Here is a 20,555-nt window from a genome sequence, read left to right on the forward strand (position 1 = left end):
CTCTCCGTCACACTGGCTTCTCACCTAAGCGCGCGAGGCCGGAAGGTCCAGCCGAGACGACTTTTCAACTGCACCGCTTTCCGCTAGGCAAGGGCATCGGAATGGGACAGAGGGCCTCGGATGACCAAGCCGCTTCTTGCTGCCATGGCAGCCCTGATGGTTCTGAGCGCCTGCAGCTCGGTCCGCGAATCACGCGCCAACCCGCTCAACTGGTTCGGTGGTGGTGGTGGCAGCCGCAGCGCGCCGGGCACCCTTGAACCCCCGGGCGGTTTTCGCGTGGCCGAGGCCGACGCGCGTCCGCTTGTGGCAGAGGTCACGCAGATGTCGGTCGAGCCGATGCCCGGCGGCGTGATCGTCCGGGCGACCGCGCTGCAGCCGACCCAAGGCTATTGGGAGGCGGCACTGGTGCCGGAAAACGACGGGCGTCCCGTTGACGGTGTCATGACCTTCCGGTTTGTCGCCCTGCCACCGCTTACGCCATCGGCGGTTTCGACGCCGCAATCGCGGCTTGTGACGGCGGCGGCCTATGTCCCGGACAGCCGGCTTGCCGGGGTGCGCCAGATCACCGTGCTGGGATCGACCGCGTCGCGCAGCAGCGGACGCTAGCGCAGGTTCACCACCCGCACCGCATTGCCTTTGGCCGAAAGCGCGATCTCGCCCCGGCAGAGGCGCAGGGCGTCCTCGCCAAACACCTCATGGCGCCAACCGCGCAGCGCGGGCAGGTCACGTTCGCCTGCCGCGATCGCATCGAGATCCCCCGAAGAGGCGAGGAGTTTCGCTGCCACGCCCGACTCCTCGGACTTGGCCTTGAGGAGAACGCGCAACAGATCGGCGAGGGCGGGATTGACCTGCATCTGCTCGCGCGCCAGATCGGGTTTGGGGTAATCTTCGGGCTTCATCGCGGCTGCGGCCTTTACTGCGGCAAGGATACCCTCGGCGATCTCTCCGCGCCGGCCTTCGCGCAACAAAAGGCGTGACCGGCCCAGTTCCTCATGGTTGGCGGGACGGGTCGAGGCAAGCTCGACCAGCGCATCGTCCTTGTAGACACGGCTGCGCGGGACGTTTTCGCGTTGGGCATATTCCTCGCGGAAGCGGGCGAGTTCCTTGACCACGGCAAGGAATTTCCCCGAGGTCGTGCGCGTCTTGACGCGCAGCCAGGCTTCTTCCGGGCGGACGGTATATGTCTCGGGATCGGTCAGAACGGCCAGTTCTTCCTCGACCCATTTCTGGCGTCCGGCACGCTGGATCTGGGCGGACAGATATTCGTAGATGACCCGAAGATGCGTCACATCCGCCAGCGCGTAGGCCTTTTGCGCCTCTGACAGCGGACGGCGGGACCAGTCGGTGAAGCGGGAGGTCTTGTCGAGCGGCGCCTTGGCGATCTTTTTCACCAGCGTCTCATAGCCCGCCTGATCGCCGAACCCGCAGACCATGGCCGCCACTTGCGTGTCGAACAAGGGCGTGGGAAAGACATTCCCCTCGACAAAGAAGATTTCCAGATCCTGCCGCGCGGCGTGAAAGACCTTCACCGTCCCCTCATGCCGGAAGAGGTCGTAGAGCGGTTCGAGCGACAGATCGCCTTCCAGCGGGTCCACCAGCACCGCCTCACCGGTCTTCCCGGGCAGCGCCATCTGCACGAGGCAGAGCTTGGAGTAATAGGTCCGTTCCCGCAGAAACTCGGTATCGACCGTCACATAGGGCTGCGCCTTGGCCGCCTCGCAAAAGGCGGCAAGCTCTTCGGTCGTCGTGATCGTTTTCATCAGTCTACTTTTCTCTGCGGCAGGCAAGGCGTTGATCCAGGCGGGCTGATCCTGCTTAGGACGTTCGCGCCGCAAAGAAAAGCGGTCAGAGATCCAGCCGCCCCCGGTCCCCTTGGGCAAAGCGGCGCAGGACGGCCGGGTAAAGCCGGTGTTCGAGTTCCAGCACCCGTCGGGCCAGCGTGTCGGGCGTGTCCTGCGGGCGGATGGCAAGCCGCGCCTGCCCCAGGATCGGCCCGTCATCCAAGGCTGCCGTCACCTCATGCACGGTGCAACCTGCCTCGGCATCGCCCGCCGCGATTGCGCGGGAATGAGTGTGCAGGCCCTTGTATTTCGGCAGGAGCGAGGGGTGAATGTTGAGCATGCGCCCCTCGAAACGGCGCACGAAGCCGGCGGTGAGAACGCGCATGAAGCCCGCAAGGCAGAGGATATCGGGTTCCACTGCAAGGATCGGCCGCAGCAATTCCGCCTCGAACGCCGCGCGGTCGCCCGCAAAGGGCCGGTGATCCACAGCAGCCGTGGCGATCCCCAGTGCGGCCGCGCGGGCAAGCCCCGCCGCATCCGGATCGTTGGAGGCCACAAGAACCGGGCGCGCGGGATGATCGCCCTGCATGTCGCGGGCGAGGGCAAGCATGTTCGACCCGCCGCCCGAGATCAGGATGGCGACACGTTTTACCACGCGACGCTCACAGCAGGCGGCCGCGATACTGCACACCCGCGCCGGGGCGCAACGCGCCCAGCCGGAACACCGTCTCGCCCGCATCCGCCAGTAGCGCGGCCAGGGCCTCTGCCCGGTCCGCCGCCACGACGAGAACCATGCCGATGCCGGCGTTGAAGGTCTTCAGAAGCTCTGCCTCGGACATTCCCGAGGTTTCGGCGAGCCAGCGGAATACCGGCGGCAGATCCCAGGACCCGAGGTCGATTTCCGCGCCGAGATCGTCAGGCAGGACACGGGGCAGGTTTTCGGTCAGGCCGCCGCCGGTGATATGGGCCAGTGCGCGAACGCCGCCCGCCCGCACCGCCGCCAGCGCAGGTTTCACATAAAGCCGCGTGGGCTGCAAAAGCACCTCGCCCAGCGTTCCTTTCGCGAAAGGTGCCGCGTCGGTCCAGCCAAGCCCCGCAAGTTCCACGACCTTGCGCACAAGGGAATAGCCGTTCGAATGAACCCCGTCCGAGGCCAGCCCGAGCAGCACGTCGCCCTCGGTCACCCCTGCGGGCAGGTCGGCGCCGCGTTCCATCGCGCCCACGGCAAAGCCCGCAAGGTCGAAGTCGCCGCCGTGATACATGCCCGGCATCTCGGCGGTTTCACCGCCGATCAGCGCGCAGCCCGTTGCCGCGCAGCCATCCGCGATACCGCTGATGATCCGGGTCGCCTGATCCAGTTCCAGCTTTCCGGTCGCAAAGTAGTCGAGGAAGAACAGCGGCTCGGCGCCCTGACAGACCAGATCGTTCACGCACATCGCCACTAGGTCGATCCCGATCGTATCCAGATGACCGGTGTCGATGGCGATCCGCAGCTTGGTGCCCACGCCATCGGTCGCCGCCACAAGGATCGGGTCGTCATAGCCCGCAGCCTTCAGATCGAAAAGCGCCCCAAAGCCACCCAGGCCCGACATGGTGCCGGGCCGCGCGGTGCGGCGGGCCGCAGGCTTGATCCGTTCGACCAGCGCATTTCCTGCGTCGATATCGACGCCCGCATCCGCATAGCTCAGCCCGTTCTTGCCCTCGGTCATGGCTGGGTTCCTTTCGGCATGAAATCCTGCCGCCCCTTAGACGATCTGGACCGCCCCGGCAATGGTCCGGCAGTGGCGCCGCGACCATGACCTTGACCCTGCCTGCCGATCTGGCGTAGGCATCCCTTGGCCGGGCCTGTAGCTCAATGGTCAGAGCAGGGCGCTCATAACGCCTTGGTTGGGGGTTCGAATCCCTCCGGGCCTACCAGTCGACGTCGTCACAGCATGTCCCAGATCAGCCGCAGGGCGAGGATCGTCGAGGTAACGACCAGCAGCGGCTTGATGATCCTTGCGCCGATATGCATCGCGACGATCGAGCCCACGCGCGCGCCCGCCATCTGCGCCAGTCCCATCGCGACGCCGGTCGCCCACCACGGGGCACCATAGGCGGCAAAGGCTGCCAGCCCGCCGAGGTTCGAGGCGAAGTTCAGAAGCTTGGTATGGGCGGTCGCCTTGAGGACGCCGTAGCCCGACAGCGTCACAAAGGCGATCATGTAGAACGCCCCCGCCCCTGGCCCCAGCAGCCCGTCATAAGCGGCGATCAGGGGCACCGCGGTGACCGCCAGGACCGGCGGGGTCAGCCGTTCGGCCCGGTCGAGGTCATCGAGACCGGGCTTGAAGGCGAAAAAGGCGGCGATGCCCACGAGGATAACCGGCAACCCCAGCCGCAACAGGTCGGTCGGCACAACGGTCGCCAGAAAAGCGCCAAGCACCCCCGCGAAAAATGCGATCAGCGCCACGCGCGCCTGACGCCGGAGATCCACATGCCCCCGCGCCGCATAGGACAGGGCCGCCGTGCCTGACCCGAAGATGCCCTGAACCTTGTTCGTCGAGAGCGCCTCGACAGGGTTGGCCCCGGCGAGGAGCAGCACAGGCACGGTTATCAGCCCGCCACCCCCCGCGATGGAATCGACGAAACCCGCCACGAAGGCTGCGCAAAGCAGCAAGAGCAGGATATGAAAGGTGACTTCGAACAGCATGAGAGGGCCCCGGAACGTGCCGCAGGCTCTTCTGCCCCTTGTGCGCCAAAGTAAAGGGCTCAGCGGGTGCGGAAGTCCCGGCTGTGATAGCCCTGCACATAGAGGAGCGCCGTCAGGTCGCCGTGATTGATCCGGATATCGCATTCCGCGGCCACGACAGGCTTGGCATGCAGCGCCACGCCCATCCCCGCCCGATGCAGCATCCCGAGGTCATTCGCGCCGTCACCCACGGCGATCGCGTCGTCCGGGGTGATGCCAAGGCGGGTGGTGATTTCTTCGAGCGCGGTGACCTTGGCGGCGCGTCCGAGGATCGGCTCGCCCACCGTTCCGGCCAGAACGCCCCCGTCCACAACAAGCGTGTTGGCACGGTTTTCGTCAAAGCCCAGTTCGCGGGCCACGTGGGCGGTGAAGGCGGTAAAGCCCCCCGACACCAGCGCCGCATAGCCGCCATTGGCCTGCATGGTCGCGATCAACTCGCCCCCCCCCGGCGTGAAGGTGATGCGGCTTTCCAGAACCCGGTCGATTACCGACAGGTCGAGCCCCTTCAGCAACGCCACCCGTTCGCGCAGCGCGTCCTCGAAATCCAACTCGCCATTCATCGCGCGCGCGGTGATCGAGGCGACGTAGGCCCCTACCCCCGCCTCATCCGCCAGTTCGTCGATGCATTCCTGCCCGATCATCGTGCTGTCCATATCGGCCAGCAGCATCTTCTTGCGCCGGCCTTCGGTCGGAACCACGCAGAGGTCGATGCCCATGGCCTGAAGCCTCTCCCACACCTCCCACCGGTTGGCGGGCATGGCCTCCAGCGGGAATTCGGCGGCGATGCCGGGGTTCAGCCAAAGGGCATCGCCTCCGCCCCAGGCGTTGCGAAGGCTTTCCACCGTTTCACGGTCAAGATCGGCGCGGGCGGGGCTGGCAAGCAGGACGGCAGTGAACATGAGGAAGTTTCCGATAGTGAACGCCCGCGTCGTTTTCGGGGGCACAAGCGGCGCAGTAGCGCAATTTTCCCGCTTGTGCCAGCGCGCGTCGCCCCGTATGCCCCGCAGTGGGACACCCCTCCCCAACGAGGGGCGTTTATCTGGAAGGATACCATGACCGATCTGACGATCCCGGCCACGCGGCCGGCTAATCCGCGTTTTTCCTCTGGCCCCTGTGCCAAGATCCCCAACTTCTCGCTGGACATGCTTGCCGACGCGCCGCTGGGCCGTTCGCATCGTGCCGCCGTTGGCAAGGCCAAGCTGAAGCAGGCCATTGACCTCACGCGCGAGGTTCTGGGCGTTCCCGCCGATTACCGCATCGGCATCGTGCCGGGTTCGGACACGGGCGCCGTGGAAATGGCCTTGTGGTCGCTTCTGGGCGCACGCGGCGTGGAGATGCTGGCGTGGGAGAGCTTTGGCGCAGGCTGGGTCACGGACGTGGTCAAGCAGCTGAAGCTGGATGCGACCGTCCGCACTGCCGACTACGGTGACATTGTCGACTTCGCGCAGGTCGATTTCGACCGCGACGTGGTCTTTACCTGGAACGGCACCACCTCGGGCGTGCGCGTGCCGAACGGCGACGCGATTCCTGCCGACCGTGCCGGCCTGACGATCTGTGATGCAACCTCGGCGGCCTTTGCAATGGAGCTGCCATGGGACAAGCTCGACGTCGTGACGTTCAGCTGGCAGAAGGTGCTTGGCGGCGAAGGTGCGCACGGCATCCTGATCCTGTCGCCCCGCGCCGTGGAACGGCTGGAAACCTACACCCCCGCCTGGCCGCTGCCCAAGATCTTCCGCATGACCAAGGGCGGCAAGCTGATCGAAGGCATCTTTGTCGGCGAAACCATCAACACGCCCTCGATGCTCGCGGTCGAGGATTATCTGGTGGCGCTGAACTGGGCGAAATCCATCGGCGGCCTGCCGGCGCTGGTGAAGCGTGCCGCGGACAATGCTGCCGTGGTGGCCGATTTCGTGGCCCGGCACGACTGGGTTGCGAACCTCGCCAATGATCCGGCGACGGCCTCGACCACCTCGGTCTGCCTGAAGTTCACCGATCCCCGCATCACCGACGGCGCGGGTTTTGCCAAGGCCGTTGCCAAACGGCTGGAGAAAGAGGGCGTGGCCCTTGATATCGGCGCCTATCGCGATGCACCCCCCGGCCTTCGGATCTGGTGCGGATCGACCGTCGAGACGGCCGATCTGGAGGCGCTGATGCCCTGGATCGAGTGGGCCTTTCAGGCCGAGATCGCGGCGCTTCAGGCAGCAGCCTGAAGCCAGTCCCTTCCCAGACGAATTTCCAAGGAGCCTGACAATGGCACCCAAAGTACTCGTATCCGACAAGCTTTCGGAAACCGCCGTCCAGATCTTCCGCGACCGCGGCGTCGAGGTCGATTACCTGCCCGACCTCGGCAAGGACAAGGACAAGCTGCTGGAGGTCATCGGCCAGTATGACGGCCTCGCCATCCGTTCCGCCACCAAGGTGACGGAAAAGGTGCTGCAGGCCGCGACCAACCTCAAGGTGATCGGCCGCGCCGGCATCGGTGTCGATAACGTGGACATCCCCGCCGCCTCGAAAAAAGGCGTGATCGTGATGAACACGCCCTTCGGCAACTCGATCACCACCGCGGAACACGCCATCGCAATGATGTTCGCCGTCGCGCGCCAACTGCCCGAGGCGAGCAGCTCGACCCATTCCGGCAAGTGGGAAAAGAACCGCTTCATGGGCGTGGAGCTTTTCAACAAGACGCTGGGCGTGATCGGCGCCGGCAACATCGGCGGCATCGTCTGCGACCGCGCGCTCGGGCTGCACATGAAGGTCGTGGCCTATGACCCGTTCCTGAGCGAGGAACGTGCCACCGCCATGGGCGTGACCAAGGTCGAACTGGACGAACTGCTCGCCCGCGCCGATTTCATCACCCTGCATGTGCCGCTGACCGACAAGACCAGGAACATCCTGTCGAAGGAGAACCTCGCCAAGACCAGGAAGGGCGTCCGGATCATCAACTGCGCGCGCGGCGGGCTGGTGGATGAGGCGGCGCTGGCCGAGGCGCTGAAATCGGGTCACGTCGCCGGCGCGGGCTTTGACGTGTTCGAGACCGAGCCCGCGACCGACAGCCCGCTTTTCCATCTGCCGAACGTGGTCGTCACGCCGCATCTGGGGGCCTCGACCACCGAGGCGCAGGAGAATGTGGCGCTGCAGGTGGCCGAGCAGATGTCGGACTATCTGCTGACCGGCGCGGTTCAGAATGCGCTCAACATGCCGTCGGTCACGGCCGAGGAAGCGGCGGTGATGGGGCCGTGGGTCAAGCTCTCGCAGCATCTGGGCGCCTTTATCGGCCAGATGACGGATGAGCCGATCAAGGCGATCAACATCCTTTACGACGGCACCGTCGCCACGATGAACCTGCAGGCGCTCAATGCGGCGGCAATCGCCGGGATCATGAAGGCCACCAATCCGGACGTGAACATGGTTTCGGCCCCGGTCATCGCCCGCGAACGCGGCGTGCAGATTTCCACCACGCGGCAAGAGAAATCGGGCGTCTTCGATGCCTATATGAAGATGACCGTCGTGACCGAAACGCGCGAGCGTTCCATCGCCGGAACGGTCTTCAGCGACGGCAAGCCGCGTTTCATCCAGATCAAGGGCATCACCATCGACGCCGAGATCGGCGCGAACATGCTCTACACCACCAATGAGGACGTGCCGGGCATCATCGGCACGCTTGGCCGCACCCTGGGCGAGAACGGGGTGAACATCGCGAACTTTACCCTTGGCAGGTCCGGGGTGGGCAAGGACGCGATCGCGCTACTGTATCTCGACGAACCTGTGTCGCAAAAGGCGCTGGACGATCTTGCGGCGACCGGCGTGTTTCGTCAGATCCGGCCATTGGTGTTCGAGGTCGCCTGACCGGACACGCTATGGCGCGTCGCCTTGCGGGGCGGCGCGCCGTGCCCCTAGCAACGCACGGGTTTGGATGCCCCGAGTTCCCGCATGAAATCCGCAAACGCGCGCACGGCCGGGGAAAGCCCCTTGCGACTGGGATAGATCAGCGACAAGGGGACCGAGGAAATCTCATAATCCGGAAGGATACGCTCCAGCACGCCTTCCGCCTCGTCCTCGTGGAACAGCTTGCCGGCCGTGATCGCGATTCCCGCCCCGCCCCGCACTATGCGATGCAATGTCAGGACATTGTCGACCGTCACCGTCGGCTCGACGCGGACAGTCGCAGATCCCTCTTTGCCGGCCAGTTCCCATATACGGAAACGACCCTCCTCGGGGGGAAGATCGACAATACGGTGACCGGCCAGATCTTCGGGCCGCTCCGGGCGACCGAAAGCATCCAGATAAGAGGGCGCGGCGCAGAGCACGCGATCCAGTATTCCGATCCGCTGTGCGACAAAGCTCGAGTCAGGCAAGTCACCGATCCGGACGGCCACGTCAATGTTTTCGGCCAGCAGGTTCACCGGCGCATTTTCAAGCCGCAAGTCGACCCGGATATCGGGATAGCGCTCCAGGAAAACCGGCAATGCGTCCCCCAACAGGTGTGTTCCAAGCGGGACACCCGCGCTGATGCGGAGAGGACCGGAGGGGGTTGCGTTCAGATCCTCGATAACGTGGACGGCAGTCTCGAGGTCATCCATGATCACAGCAGCACGTTCGTGAAGCGCTGCCCCAGCAGCCGTCAGCCTGACGGCCCGGGTGGTACGCTGCATGAGGCGCGCGCCCAAGGTATCTTCCAACGCCGAGATGGCCCGGCTGACCGAGGACCGGGGCAGGCCGAGTTCGCGCGCGGCCGCGCTGAAACTGCCATGGGCAGCGACCCTCTCGAACACACGCAGATGATTCAAGTCGATCATTGTTGCAATATTCCGAACAGTGTTTTCCGGCAACCGGCTCTAATTCCAGATGCGCCTTATAGCCATCTGCGTTGACATGATGAAGCGGGAAGCTTCCGGACGGCATAATCGCAACAGGATTATCCCAGCCACGGACAAATCGCGCCGCGCATCATCCATGCAACAAGACTACCTGTAAGGACATATGATGTTTCTGAAGTCGATCACCTATGCTGCAGCCCTGCTTGCAGCGACCACCGCCTTTGCATCCGATGCATCCGCCACGGCCCGATCAGCGTCGCAGCTTGAGGCGCAACTCGGTGTTCCGGCCGGACAGTTCACCACGGCCGAGCTGATCCAGCTTGGTGAGGCCCGTCGCGAAAATGATGCCGTGGGCGAACAGTTCATCCTGAGCGGTGCGAACCGGACACAGGCAAATTCCCATGTCGTCTCGCGTGGTAAAGCGCAGCTTTCCTCGCAGCTTGGCGTGAACCCGGCCGAGTTCACGACCTCCGAGCTGATCCAGCTTCATGTCGCCCGGCGCGACAACGATGCCGTCACGGTGGAATTCATCCTCTCTGGCCGGAACCGGCAGGCAGAGGATCTGGCGACCGTGAACCGTGGCAAAGCCCAGCTTGCCGCTCAGCTTGGGGTTGATCCGACGCAATACACCACAGCCGAGCTTGTGCAGCAACTGACGCGCTGGGAGGACTGATCGGGTCTGACTGAACATGCCGCCACCCGGGAAACCCGGTGGCGGCCTATGATATGCACATCCGCGCAGCGAAATGGCGACCCCGGAAGGACTCGAACCCTCAACCTGGCGATTAGAAGTCGCCTGCTCTATCCAGTTGAGCTACGGGGCCGCTGGGCTTTCTTCTGCCGCCCTGCGCAGGGGATTGCAAGGCTGGGGATGCAAGCAGGACTAATGCGTCCAGACGGTGCGCCGGTTGGTGGCGAAATTCTCACCATAGCCAAGCGGACGGATATTCGGCTTGCGCTCTTTCGGTTCCAGAACGGTGTATTCGATCCCATGCTCGCGCGCATATTCCTCGGCGGCTTCGCGCGTCGCAAAGCGCAGGCTGACCTGTGACTGCATGTCGGACGAACTGGTCCAGCCCATCAGCGGATCGACGCCGCGTGGCGTCGCGGGCGAAAACTTCAGAACCCAGGCCTTGGACTTTGCCGTTCCCGACTGCATGGCCGTCTTTGCGGGTTTGTAGATGCGTGCGCGCATTGGGATGCTCCGGTTTCGTCCTTCCTTTAGCAGGGATGCGGGCGCGGATTCAAGCCAAGAACCCTCCAGGAACCGCGATGTCGGTTTCATCTTCAAAGACATGCTTGAACCTGAACAAAAAGCGATCATCTTAACGCCATGGATCAGGAATCGACGCTCCCGCTATTGAACACCCCTGCCCGCCCGCAGATCCAGCGCGACAAGCTGGAGGGCGGACGCCGCTTTGTGATGGAGTCCGAATTCAGGCCCGCGGGCGACCAGCCGACCGCCATCGCGGAACTTTCCTCGGGCGTGCTTGCGGGGGAACAGAACCAGGTCCTTTTGGGCGCCACCGGGACCGGCAAGACCTTTACCATGGCCAAGGTGATCGAAGAGACCCAGCGCCCTGCGATCATCCTTGCGCCGAACAAGACGCTCGCGGCCCAGCTTTACGGGGAGTTCAAGGGATTCTTCCCCGACAACGCGGTCGAGTATTTCGTCAGCTATTACGACTACTACCAGCCCGAGGCCTATGTGCCCCGGTCCGATACCTATATCGAGAAGGAATCCCAGATAAACGAGCAGATCGACCGGATGCGCCACTCGGCCACCCGGGCGCTGCTGGAACGTGACGACGTGATCATCGTGGCCTCGGTGTCCTGTATCTACGGTATCGGTTCGGTCGAGACTTATTCGGCCATGACGCAGGACCTTGTCCGGGGCGGCACCTATGACCAGCGGCAGGTGATCGCGGAACTGGTGGCGCAGCAATATCGCCGGAACGACGCCGGATTCCAGCGGGGTTCCTTCCGGGTGCGTGGCGATGTGATCGAGCTTTGGCCCGCCCACCTCGAAGACCGCGCCTGGCGCTTTTCCTTCTTTGGCGAAGAGCTGGAGGACATCACGGAATTCGACCCCCTCACGGGGCAAAAGACCGACCGCTTCGACAAGATCCGGGTCTATGCCAACAGCCACTATGTGACGCCGCGCCCGACGATGCAGCAGGCGATCCATGGCATCAAGCGTGAACTGCGCCAGCGGCTCGACCAGCTTGTCGGCGAGGGCAAGCTTCTGGAAGCGCAGCGGCTGGAACAGCGCACGAATTTCGATCTGGAGATGCTGGAGGCGACGGGCGTCTGCAACGGGATCGAGAACTATTCGCGCTATTTGACCGGCCGCGCGCCCGGCGAACCGCCGCCGACGCTTTTCGAATTCATTCCGGACAACGCCATCGTCTTTGCCGATGAATCGCACGTCTCTGTCCCGCAGATAGGCGGCATGTACAGGGGCGACTACCGGCGCAAGTTCACGCTGGCGGAACATGGCTTCCGGCTGCCGAGCTGCATGGACAACCGCCCGCTCAAGTTCGAGGAATGGGACGCGATGCGCCCGCAATCGGTCTTTGTCAGCGCGACCCCCGCCGCGTGGGAGCTTGAGCAGGCGGGCGGCGTCTTTACCGAACAGGTGATCCGCCCGACCGGCCTCATCGATCCGGAGGTCGAGATCCGGCCCGTTCACATGCAGGTCGATGACCTGCTCGACGAGATCCGGCGCGTCTCGGCGCGGGGGATGCGGACGCTGGCGACCGTCCTGACCAAACGCATGGCCGAGGATCTGACCGAATACCTACACGAACAAGGCATTCGCGTCCGCTACATGCACAGCGACATCGACACGATCGAACGGATCGAGATCCTGCGCGACCTGCGGCTTGGTGCCTTTGACGTGCTGGTGGGCATCAACCTGCTGCGCGAGGGGCTCGACATTCCGGAATGTGGGCTGGTGGCAATTCTCGATGCCGACAAGGAAGGGTTCCTGCGCTCGGAGACCTCGCTGATCCAGACCATCGGGCGGGCGGCGCGGAATGCCGAGGGGCGTGTCATCATGTATGCCGACCGCATCACCGGCAGCATGGAACGCGCCATGGCCGAGACGAACCGCCGTCGCGAAAAGCAGATGGCCTATAATCTGGAGCACGGGATCACCCCCCAGACCGTCAGGAAGAATGTCGAGGACGTTCTGGCGGGCCTGTGGCAAGGCGACACCGACATGGCGCGGGTCACGGCCAAGGTCGACAAGCCGCTCGTCGGATCGAACCTTGCCGCCCATCTGGATGCCCTGCGTACCCAGATGCGCAAGGCTGCCGAGAACCTCGAGTTCGAAGAGGCCGCACGCCTGCGTGATGAGGTCAAGCGGCTGGAGGCGGTCGAACTTGCCGTGGCCGACGATCCGCTTGCCCGCCAGTCCGCCGTGGAAGAGGCGGTCGAGGCCGCAGGCGCATCCGGCCGGTCCACGGCAGGGCGCGCGGGCCAGCGGGGCGGGAACAAACGGCGCCGGGGGCGCTGAACAAAGGCCGTTCCTTTCCGGGACAAACTGGGCGAGTCTGCGGATCAGGCCGACTGAAGCGGACATCGTATATCGCCGCAGCGTTCACCATTCAGGGCCAAAAACCGGTGCGCTTTCGCGACTTTATTCACCGTGCGCGACGCGTGCGGGAAGGCTGGAGACAGCGTTTGATAATAACCGCGCCGAGGGCTTCTTAACCTCACGCAAACGAATGAATCCAGGCGAAAGGGCTTTTAACATCTCCTTCTCCCGTTTTGTTCCCGGTTCAAAAAGTCTTTATTTTGTTGGTTTGAGGGAACGGAACCTGATGAACTCGGTTTTTTCCGCATAAGCCTCCACCGTGGGGGCAGTAACGGAAGGATCTGACATGAAACGCATTATGCTCAGCACGGCTCTTGTGGCCCTCGCAATGACACCGGCAGTCGCTCAGACCGCTGGCGATACGACCATGGAAGGTACTGCTGGCGCAGGTATGGATCAGGGCACGTTCTACGTCAACGTGACCGCTAACGATATCTTTGCTTCCGATTTCATCGGGAGATCGGTTTACGTCACCCAGTCTGAAGTTCAGGGCGCTCGCTTCGGGACGGGCGCTGGTGTGGGTACGGGCGCTGGAACGGGCGTCGGTACTGGCTACGGTGCCGACGGCACGATGGACAGCGCGGCTGGCGCCCCCACCACCGCAGAACCGCTGCCGGGCGATACGGCCGAGCCGCTGCCGGGTGACACGGCGGCCACCGATCCGATGCCGCAGGGCGCGGGCACGGACATGGCAGATGGCGGCACCGCAGCCCCCGAGGCTGGCGGCACCGAACTCGCGGGTGATCAACCGCTTGCGGGCGAAACAGGTACCACGACCGACACCGCCGCAACCGATCCCATGACGACGCCCGGCGCCGCTGGTCAGGACCAGGATTTCGCCGCTGTTGACGGCATTCAGGAAGACTGGGAAGAAGTCGGATCGATTGATGACGTCATCATGAGCCGCGACGGCGAAGTCCAGGCCGTTCTGGTTGATGTCGGTGGCTTCCTTGGCATGGGCGCACGCACTGTGGCCGTTGATGTCGAAGCGCTGCGCATCGTCAATGACGCCCAGAACGACGACTTCTATGTCGTATTTACCTCCAGCCGTGACGAACTTGAGGCTGCGCCTGAATTCGACCGCGACATGATGGCACAGGATGGCACCGCCACGCAGCAGGATGCCACCATGGGCACCGCCGCAACGACGACCGACACCGGCGCGGCTGATCCGATGGCCACCGACACCGCTGCAACTGGCACCGGCGCAACCGCAACCGATCCTGCACTTGGCACGGCAGGCGACGACACGCAGCTTGCCCAAGGCCGTGTGCAGCCGCAGGAAGGCTATGGGATGGCTGACCCGGGCGCGGTTTCGGTCGATGACCTGACCAACGCCAACCTCTACGATGCGAACAACGACAACGTTGCGAACATCAACGACGTGATTGTCGGCACCGACGGTCAGATCGAGGCAGTTATCGCCGACGTTGGTGGCTTCCTCGGCATCGGCACCCACACCGTTTCGCTCGACTTCCAGGAACTGGAAATCCACCGTGACGACGGCGGCATGGGCACGGACCTCCGCGTCTACGTCCCGATGACCCGCGAACAGCTGGAAGCAATGCCTGAATACCAAGCTCAGAACTGAGCTTGAGGTATTGACCCGGAAGGCCCGCCAATCTGGCGGGCCTTTTTCTTTGGGTCGCTTTACCAGGGCAGTCAGAATGGCCAAATAAAAACGGCCCCCGAAGGGGCCGTTTCAAATAGAGGAAAGATGGATCAGCGGCTCGCCCAGTCATCGACCTGACGCTCGGCCTCATCCTTGGCGATTCCATATTTCTCCTGGATCTTGCCGACGAGCTGGTCGCGCTTGCCGTCGATCCGGTCGAGATCGTCGTCGGTCAGGTCGCCCCACTTTTCCTTGGCGCTGCCGCGAAACTGCTTCCACTTACCTTCGATCTGGTCCCAGTTCATCTTGGGTCTCCTTCAGTTGGATTCATCATCAAGGCAACGCGGGCCTTGAGGCAGCGGTTCCGCTGAAAGGAACGGCCTGACAAAGGAAAACACGCGGCCTGAGGAACCTCGGGGGAAGGGCTGCGTTTGAACACGAGACATCACATATGAGGGAGACAGCCATGTCCCGCAACGAACCCACCACCGAGGATCTTTCGCGCCAGATGGACGTGCTGCGTGCCGATCTGGCCCGGATCACCGAAACCATGACCGAGATGGGCCGCGCCCAGGGCCGCGCGCTGGCAGACGACCTGCGCGGCCGCGCGGAACGTGCAAAGGCGGAAGGTGAGCGTCAGGCCGAATATCTTCAGCATCGCGCGGAAGAAATGGTCGATGAAGCCGCCGAGATGGTGCGCCGCCAGCCGGCCATGGCGCTGGGTGTCGCCGCCGGGCTCGGCTTTCTGCTGGGCCTGATTTCCCGGAAATAAGGCATGATGATCCCCTCACCGCAGCTGATAAAGGACCGCGCCGCGCGGACCGCCAAGCAGATATTCCTTTCGGTCATGGGGGCCCTCATGGCCCTTGTCGGCCTTGGCTTTCTCATTTCCGCGCTCTGGATTTACCTCGCCCGGCTGGAAGGGAGCCTTTTCGCCTCTCTTGCGGTGGGGGTGATCTTTGTCCTGCTGGCCGGGATACTGTTCCTTCTCGGCAAACTGGCCGGGCGCCCGCCACGGGTTCGGGCGACGCCGCGCGGAAACGCCTATTACGATCCGCGCGTCGGCGCCGATCCGTACGCGCCGCCCCGTGGCGAATATCCGCCCCTGCTCGAGGCGTTCATATTCGGCCTGAACACCGCGTCCCGGATGCGGCGGCGGCGGCGCTGAAACTGTTAAACGTGAATTGAGACCGGCCGATCATCGGCCGGTTTTTTATACCGGCCCCAAATAAGACGCGCGGAACTTCTGGAACCTGCACAGGTTGATTTTCAAATGCGACCCGGTTCGCACCTGAAATCACGAAAGGAAACCAGATGCTCCAATGGGCAGCCATATTTCTTGTGATCGCGCTGATCGCCGCATTGTTCGGCTTTGGCGGCGTTGCCGCGGCCTCGGCCAATATCGCGCAGATCCTGTTCTTCGTCTTTCTTGTCCTGTTCGTCATCGCGCTTTTGGCGCGGGCCGTCAGGGGAAGATGAAAACGGGCTGAGATGGTGGAGTCGAGGGGGATCGAACCCCTGACCTCGTCATTGCGAACGACGCGCTCTCCCAACTGAGCTACGACCCCCACGACGGATCTCTGCCTCGCGGCAGCGGAGGAGTCAAGGCCCCCGCTGCCGCGTCATTTCAGGGGTCATTCTGCCGCTGCGGCGTATTCCTCCATCGGCGGGCAGGTGCAGATCAGGTTGCGGTCGCCATGGGCATTGTCGACCCGGCCGACCGGCGGCCAGTATTTGTCCACGCGGAACGCCCCCGGTGGGAAACATCCCTGTTCGCGGCAGTAAGGCCTGTCCCAGTCCGCCACAAGATCCTGAACCGTGTGCGGCGCGTGTTTCAGCGGGTTGTTCGCCGCATCGATCCGCCCGGCCTCGACATCGGCGATTTCCTCGCGGATGGAAAGAAGCGCGGTGACGAAACGGTCGAGTTCGGCCTTCGTTTCCGACTCGGTCGGTTCAACCATCAGGGTTCCGGCCACGGGCCAGCTCATGGTCGGGGCGTGAAAGCCATTATCGATCAGCCGCTTGGCGATGTCGTCCACGGTGATGCCGGCTGCGGCGAACGGGCGCGTATCAAGAATGCACTCATGCGCCACACGCCCCTGCTTACCGCGGAAGAGGACGTCATATGCCCCCTCCAGCTGCCGGGCGATGTAGTTGGCATTCAGGATCGCGACCTTGGTCGCCTGTGTCAGCCCCGCCCCGCCCATCATCAGGCAATACGCCCAGGAGATCAGCAGGATCGACGCCGATCCGTAGGGCGCCGCACTTACCGGCCCCTCGGCGGCCGGGGCCATGGGGTGGCCCGGCAGGTAGGGCGCAAGATGCGCCTTGACCCCGATGGGCCCCATTCCCGGCCCGCCCCCGCCATGGGGAATGGCAAAGGTCTTGTGCAGGTTCAGGTGGCTTACATCCGCGCCAATGTCGCCGGGGCGCGACAGACCGACCATGGCATTCATGTTCGCGCCGTCCAGATAGACCTGTCCGCCGAACTGATGGGTGATGCGGCAGACCTCGCTCACCGTTTCCTCGAACACCCCATGGGTCGAGGGATAGGTGATCATGCAGGCAGCAAGCCTGTCCCCCGCCGCCTCGGCCCGCGCGCGGAAATCCACAAGATCGATGTCGCCGTTCGCGGCGGATTTCACGGGCACGACCTTCATGCCGCACATCTGTGCGCTGGCGGGGTTCGTCCCATGCGCGGAAACCGGGATGAGACAGATGTCGCGCTGATCGTCGCCCCGCGACCGATGCCAGGCACGGATCGTCAGAAGCCCCGCATATTCCCCTTGGGCGCCGGAATTGGGCTGCATGGAAAACGCGTCATAGCCCGTAATTTCGCACAGACGCGCGGACAGATCGGCGATCACCTCGGCATAGCCCGCCACCTGATCCGCAGGGGCAAAGGGATGAAGTGTCGAGAACTCCGGCCAGGTGATCGGCATCATCTCGGCGGCGGCGTTCAGCTTCATCGTGCAGGACCCGAGCGGGATCATCGCCCGGTCAAGCGCCAGATCGCGGTCGGACAGGCGGCGCATGTAGCGCATCATCTCGGATTCCGCGCGGTTCATGTGGAAAACCGGATGCGTCAGGTAATCGCTGTCGCGGATCAGGGCATCGGGAAAAGCCGCATCGACCGTTTCCGGCGCAGGTTCCGAGATGCCGAAGGCCGAAAGAACCCGCGCGATGACGTCCGCATCGGTGGTTTCGTCCAGCGAGATGCCGACCCGATCCCGCCCGACCCGACGCAGGTTGATCCCGCGTTGTTCGGCGGCGGCAAGAATGCCGGCCTGCCCCACGCCGACCCGGACGGTGATCGTATCGAAAAACGCCGCGGGCTCGACCTCCGCGCCCGCTTCTCGCAGCGCAGCGGCAAGCCGGGCGGTGTTGAAATGCACCCGCTCGGCGATCGCGCGCAGCCCCTTCGGGCCGTGAAAGACCGCGTAAAACGAGGCCATGACCGCCAGCAGCGCCTGCGCAGTGCAGACATTCGATGTCGCTTTTTCACGCCGGATGTGCTGTTCCCGGGTCTGGAGGGCCAGGCGATAGGCACGCTCGCCCCGTGCATCGACCGAAACCCCCACGATCCGGCCCGGCATCGCGCGCTTCATCTCGTCCCGGCAGGACATGAAGGCCGCATGGGGGCCGCCAAACCCGAGCGGCACGCCAAAGCGCTGGCTGGACCCCACGGCGATATCGGCCCCCATCGCGCCCGGCTCGCGCAGCATGGTCAGGGCAAGGAGGTCGGTCGCCATGACCGCGATCGCCTGCGCCTGATGCAGCGCGCCGATGGTATCGCTGAAATCCCGCAGATGGCCATGCGTGCCGGGATACTGAAAGATCGCGCCGAAGACCTGGGCGGGCACCAGCGCCTCGGGCGCGCCGACGATGATCTCGATCCCCAGGGGTTCGGCGCGGGTCTGCATCACCGCGATGTTCTGCGGGTGGCAGTTTTCATCGACAAAGAAAGCGCCGGCCTTCGATTTCGCGACACGCTGCGCCATGACCATCGCCTCGGCGCAGGCTGTCGCTTCGTCCAGCAGCGACGCGTTGGCGACCGGCAGTCCCGTCAGATCCGCGACCATGGTCTGATAGTTCAGCAGCGCCTCCAGCCGCCCCTGAGCGATCTCGGGCTGATAGGGAGTATAGGCCGTGTACCAGGCAGGGTTTTCCAGGATGTTGCGCTGGATGGCAGGCGGCGTGACCGTGCCGTAATAACCCTGCCCAATCAGACTGGTCATCACGCGGTTCCTGCCCGCGACCGAACGCATCCGCGCGAGCAGTTCGTGTTCCGCGAGCGGCGCCCAGTCCAGCGGGCGCGCCTGCCGGATCGTATCGGGCACCGTCTGGTCGATCAGTGCATCGAGACTGTCCACACCCAGCGTCGCGAGCATTTCTTCCATCTCGGCGGGCGAGGGGCCGATATGGCGGCGGTTGGCAAAGTCATAGGGGTCGTAGGCGACGGGGGTATAGGCCATGATCGTCCTCAGCCGATGTAGTCGTTGTATTCGTCCTCGGTCATGAAATCGTCGAGCACGCCAAGGTCATCGAGCCGCATCTTGAAGAACCATGCGTCGCCGGTCGGATCGTCATTCACAAGGCCGGGGTTCTTTTCGAGCGCGTCGTTCACCTCGACGATTTCACCGTCCACGGGGGCAAGGATGTCCGAGGCCGCCTTGACGCTTTCGATCACGACGACTTCATCGCCGCGGGCGACCACGGTCTCGATCTCGGGCAGTTCGACGAAAACCACATCGCCCAGCTGGGTCGCCGCATGTTCGGTGATGCCCACGACGACAAGATCGCCCTCGACGCGCAGCCATTCGTGTTCTTCGGTGTATTTCATCTGAATCCTCGTCAGCGTTTGTAGGTTGATGGACGGAAAGGCAGGGGTGCGACCCGGACGGCCATGCGCTTGCCCCGCACCTCTCCCCAGAGTTTCGTGCCGATCGGCGCCACGTCAACCGTGACATATCCCATGGCGAGGGGGGCGTTCAGGCTGGGCCCGAAACCGCCCGAGGTGACGGCACCGACGGGCTCTGCGCCATCGGCCGATGCAAAGAGCGGGGTGCCCTCGCGCATGGGCGCGCGGCCCTCGGGCAAAAGCCCGACCCGAAGGCGATGCGGTCCGGTATCGAGTTCCGCCAGGACATGTTCCGCGCCGGGAAAGCCGCCGGCCCTGGCACCGCCTGCGCGCCGCACCTTCTGGATGGCCCAGCCAAGTCCGGCCTCGGCGGGCGTCGTTCCTTCGTCGATATCGTGGCCATAGAGGCAAAGCCCCGCCTCCAGCCGCAGGCTGTCCCGCGCGCCCAGCCCGACGGGGCGCACCGCCTCATCCGCGATCAGCGCCCGCGCAAAAGCTTCGGCCTGGGTCTCGGGGACCGAGATTTCATATCCGTCCTCACCGCTATAACCCGAACGCGAGACCCAAAGCTCCGCCCCGTTCCAGCGAAGGGTCGCAACATCCATGAACCGCATCGCCGCCACGCCCGGCAGCAGCGCCTCGAGCACCTGCTCTGCCTTTGGCCCTTGCAGTGCCAGCAACGCGCGGTTCGACAGTTCCTCGACCGCCGTGCCGAAATGGGCGCGGAGATGCGCCAGATCCTGCGCCTTGCGGGCCGCGTTCACGACCAGGAACAGATGATCGCCCCGGTTGGCGACCATCAGATCGTCCAGAATCCCGCCGGCCTCATTCGTGAAAAGCGCATAACGCTGCCGCCCCTCGGGCAATCCCGCGATATCGACCGGCACAAGACGCTCCAGTGCCTCGGGGGGACTGCGCAGGATGATCTGCCCCATATGGCTGACGTCGAAAAGCCCTGCGCTGGCGCGTGTGTGCAGATGCTCCTTCATCACGCCGTCGGGATACTGCACCGGCATCTCGTAGCCGGCAAAGGGCACCATCCGCGCGCCCAGTTCGCGGTGCAGGTCATGTAGAACCGTGCGTTTCAGGTCGGCCATGCCGCCCCTCCCTGTGTCTCGCCGGTTCGATCGTTCCGGCATCGCTCCGGCAGGCAAA

Annotated in this window: 20 protein-coding genes and 3 tRNA genes; 10 read left to right on the plus strand and 13 right to left on the minus strand. The window is 64.1% G+C overall.

Going from position 1 to position 20,555, the window contains the following annotated elements; all coding sequences use genetic code 11:
* Window positions 1-120 precede the first annotated feature (120 nt).
* On the plus strand, window positions 121-606 hold the full coding sequence (locus ACFSGJ_RS03945) for a hypothetical protein (RefSeq protein ID WP_390259697.1): 486 nt from the start codon (window positions 121-123) through the stop codon (window positions 604-606).
* Here ACFSGJ_RS03945 and rnd read toward each other — a convergent pair.
* The 3 genes from rnd to purM form a co-directional block, all read right to left on the minus strand.
* Window positions 603-1,760, minus strand: coding sequence for a ribonuclease D (rnd, locus tag ACFSGJ_RS03950; RefSeq protein ID WP_390259698.1), 1,158 nt, complete (start codon window positions 1,758-1,760; stop codon window positions 603-605). The two genes, ACFSGJ_RS03945 and rnd, sit on opposite strands and share 4 nt — an antisense overlap.
* Before the next feature lie 85 nt (window positions 1,761-1,845).
* Window positions 1,846-2,436: a phosphoribosylglycinamide formyltransferase gene (purN, locus tag ACFSGJ_RS03955; RefSeq protein ID WP_390259699.1), complete on the minus strand. Its 591-nt coding sequence runs from the start codon at window positions 2,434-2,436 to the stop codon at window positions 1,846-1,848.
* 7 nt (window positions 2,437-2,443) lie between these two features.
* Entirely contained in the window at window positions 2,444-3,490 is a 1,047-nt protein-coding gene (purM, locus tag ACFSGJ_RS03960; RefSeq protein ID WP_390259700.1) for a phosphoribosylformylglycinamidine cyclo-ligase, read from the minus strand.
* A gap of 132 nt (window positions 3,491-3,622) precedes the next feature.
* Between purM and ACFSGJ_RS03965 the strand changes: the two genes are divergently transcribed.
* Window positions 3,623-3,698 (plus strand) — tRNA-Ile (locus ACFSGJ_RS03965).
* A gap of 10 nt (window positions 3,699-3,708) precedes the next feature.
* On the opposite strand, the gene ACFSGJ_RS03970 is transcribed toward ACFSGJ_RS03965, so the two are convergent.
* Together ACFSGJ_RS03970 and serB are read right to left on the minus strand one after the other, a co-directional pair.
* Window positions 3,709-4,467, minus strand: coding sequence for a TSUP family transporter (locus ACFSGJ_RS03970; protein WP_390260126.1), 759 nt, complete (start codon window positions 4,465-4,467; stop codon window positions 3,709-3,711).
* 62 nt (window positions 4,468-4,529) lie between these two features.
* Window positions 4,530-5,408: a phosphoserine phosphatase SerB gene (gene serB, locus ACFSGJ_RS03975; RefSeq protein ID WP_390259701.1), complete on the minus strand. Its 879-nt coding sequence runs from the start codon at window positions 5,406-5,408 to the stop codon at window positions 4,530-4,532.
* A 153-nt stretch (window positions 5,409-5,561) separates the two neighbouring features.
* On the opposite strand from serB, the gene ACFSGJ_RS03980 reads away from it, so the two are divergent.
* Window positions 5,562-6,719, plus strand: coding sequence for a phosphoserine transaminase (locus ACFSGJ_RS03980; RefSeq protein ID WP_390259702.1), 1,158 nt, complete (start codon window positions 5,562-5,564; stop codon window positions 6,717-6,719).
* 40 nt (window positions 6,720-6,759) lie between these two features.
* On the plus strand, window positions 6,760-8,355 hold the full coding sequence (gene serA / locus ACFSGJ_RS03985) for a phosphoglycerate dehydrogenase (RefSeq protein ID WP_390259703.1): 1,596 nt from the start codon (window positions 6,760-6,762) through the stop codon (window positions 8,353-8,355).
* 47 nt (window positions 8,356-8,402) lie between these two features.
* On the opposite strand, the gene ACFSGJ_RS03990 is transcribed toward serA, so the two are convergent.
* Window positions 8,403-9,305, minus strand: coding sequence for a LysR family transcriptional regulator (locus tag ACFSGJ_RS03990; RefSeq protein ID WP_390259704.1), 903 nt, complete (start codon window positions 9,303-9,305; stop codon window positions 8,403-8,405).
* A 187-nt stretch (window positions 9,306-9,492) separates the two neighbouring features.
* Between ACFSGJ_RS03990 and ACFSGJ_RS03995 the strand changes: the two genes are divergently transcribed.
* Complete coding sequence (locus ACFSGJ_RS03995; RefSeq protein WP_390259705.1) at window positions 9,493-9,999, plus strand: hypothetical protein; 507 nt, start codon at window positions 9,493-9,495, stop codon at window positions 9,997-9,999.
* 74 nt (window positions 10,000-10,073) lie between these two features.
* Here ACFSGJ_RS03995 and ACFSGJ_RS04000 read toward each other — a convergent pair.
* Both ACFSGJ_RS04000 and ACFSGJ_RS04005 read right to left on the minus strand, forming a co-directional pair.
* Window positions 10,074-10,150 (minus strand) — tRNA-Arg (locus tag ACFSGJ_RS04000).
* A 59-nt stretch (window positions 10,151-10,209) separates the two neighbouring features.
* A complete protein-coding gene (locus ACFSGJ_RS04005; RefSeq protein WP_390259706.1) occupies window positions 10,210-10,521 on the minus strand; it encodes an ETC complex I subunit in 312 nt (103 codons plus the stop codon).
* A gap of 138 nt (window positions 10,522-10,659) precedes the next feature.
* On the opposite strand from ACFSGJ_RS04005, the gene uvrB reads away from it, so the two are divergent.
* Complete coding sequence (uvrB, locus tag ACFSGJ_RS04010) at window positions 10,660-12,846, plus strand: excinuclease ABC subunit UvrB (protein ID WP_390259707.1); 2,187 nt, start codon at window positions 10,660-10,662, stop codon at window positions 12,844-12,846.
* 367 nt (window positions 12,847-13,213) lie between these two features.
* Complete coding sequence (locus ACFSGJ_RS04015; protein WP_390259708.1) at window positions 13,214-14,518, plus strand: PRC-barrel domain-containing protein; 1,305 nt, start codon at window positions 13,214-13,216, stop codon at window positions 14,516-14,518.
* 131 nt (window positions 14,519-14,649) lie between these two features.
* Here the strand turns inward: ACFSGJ_RS04015 and ACFSGJ_RS04020 are convergent, their stop codons facing one another.
* Window positions 14,650-14,844 carry a CsbD family protein gene (locus tag ACFSGJ_RS04020; protein WP_390259709.1) on the minus strand — a complete coding sequence of 65 codons (195 nt, stop codon included), beginning with the start codon at window positions 14,842-14,844 and terminating at the stop codon, window positions 14,650-14,652.
* 161 nt (window positions 14,845-15,005) lie between these two features.
* Here ACFSGJ_RS04020 and ACFSGJ_RS04025 point away from each other — a divergent pair, with 161 nt between their 5' ends.
* The 3 genes from ACFSGJ_RS04025 to ACFSGJ_RS04035 all read left to right on the plus strand — a co-directional run bounded on the left by ACFSGJ_RS04025 (window position 15,006) and on the right by ACFSGJ_RS04035 (window position 16,018).
* On the plus strand, window positions 15,006-15,311 hold the full coding sequence (locus tag ACFSGJ_RS04025) for an ElaB/YgaM/YqjD family protein (protein WP_390259710.1): 306 nt from the start codon (window positions 15,006-15,008) through the stop codon (window positions 15,309-15,311).
* A gap of 3 nt (window positions 15,312-15,314) precedes the next feature.
* Entirely contained in the window at window positions 15,315-15,707 is a 393-nt protein-coding gene (locus ACFSGJ_RS04030; RefSeq protein WP_390259711.1) for a phage holin family protein, read from the plus strand.
* A 146-nt stretch (window positions 15,708-15,853) separates the two neighbouring features.
* Window positions 15,854-16,018 carry a DUF1328 domain-containing protein gene (locus ACFSGJ_RS04035; RefSeq protein ID WP_390259712.1) on the plus strand — a complete coding sequence of 55 codons (165 nt, stop codon included), beginning with the start codon at window positions 15,854-15,856 and terminating at the stop codon, window positions 16,016-16,018.
* A 13-nt stretch (window positions 16,019-16,031) separates the two neighbouring features.
* Here the strand turns inward: ACFSGJ_RS04035 and ACFSGJ_RS04040 are convergent.
* The 4 genes from ACFSGJ_RS04040 to gcvT all read right to left on the minus strand — a co-directional run bounded on the left by ACFSGJ_RS04040 (window position 16,032) and on the right by gcvT (window position 20,497).
* Window positions 16,032-16,107: transfer RNA gene (locus ACFSGJ_RS04040), tRNA-Ala, on the minus strand.
* A gap of 66 nt (window positions 16,108-16,173) precedes the next feature.
* Window positions 16,174-19,014: an aminomethyl-transferring glycine dehydrogenase gene (gene gcvP, locus ACFSGJ_RS04045; RefSeq protein WP_390259713.1), complete on the minus strand. Its 2,841-nt coding sequence runs from the start codon at window positions 19,012-19,014 to the stop codon at window positions 16,174-16,176.
* An 8-nt stretch (window positions 19,015-19,022) separates the two neighbouring features.
* Window positions 19,023-19,382 carry a glycine cleavage system protein GcvH gene (gcvH, locus tag ACFSGJ_RS04050; protein WP_390259714.1) on the minus strand — a complete coding sequence of 120 codons (360 nt, stop codon included), beginning with the start codon at window positions 19,380-19,382 and terminating at the stop codon, window positions 19,023-19,025.
* An 11-nt stretch (window positions 19,383-19,393) separates the two neighbouring features.
* Window positions 19,394-20,497 (minus strand): glycine cleavage system aminomethyltransferase GcvT, encoded by a 1,104-nt coding sequence (gene gcvT, locus ACFSGJ_RS04055; protein WP_390259715.1) that lies wholly within the window; start codon window positions 20,495-20,497, stop codon window positions 19,394-19,396.
* Between the last annotated feature and the right edge of the window lie 58 nt (window positions 20,498-20,555).

The organism is Halodurantibacterium flavum (genome assembly GCF_042681825.1).
GTDB lineage: Bacteria > Pseudomonadota > Alphaproteobacteria > Rhodobacterales > Rhodobacteraceae > Halodurantibacterium > Halodurantibacterium flavum.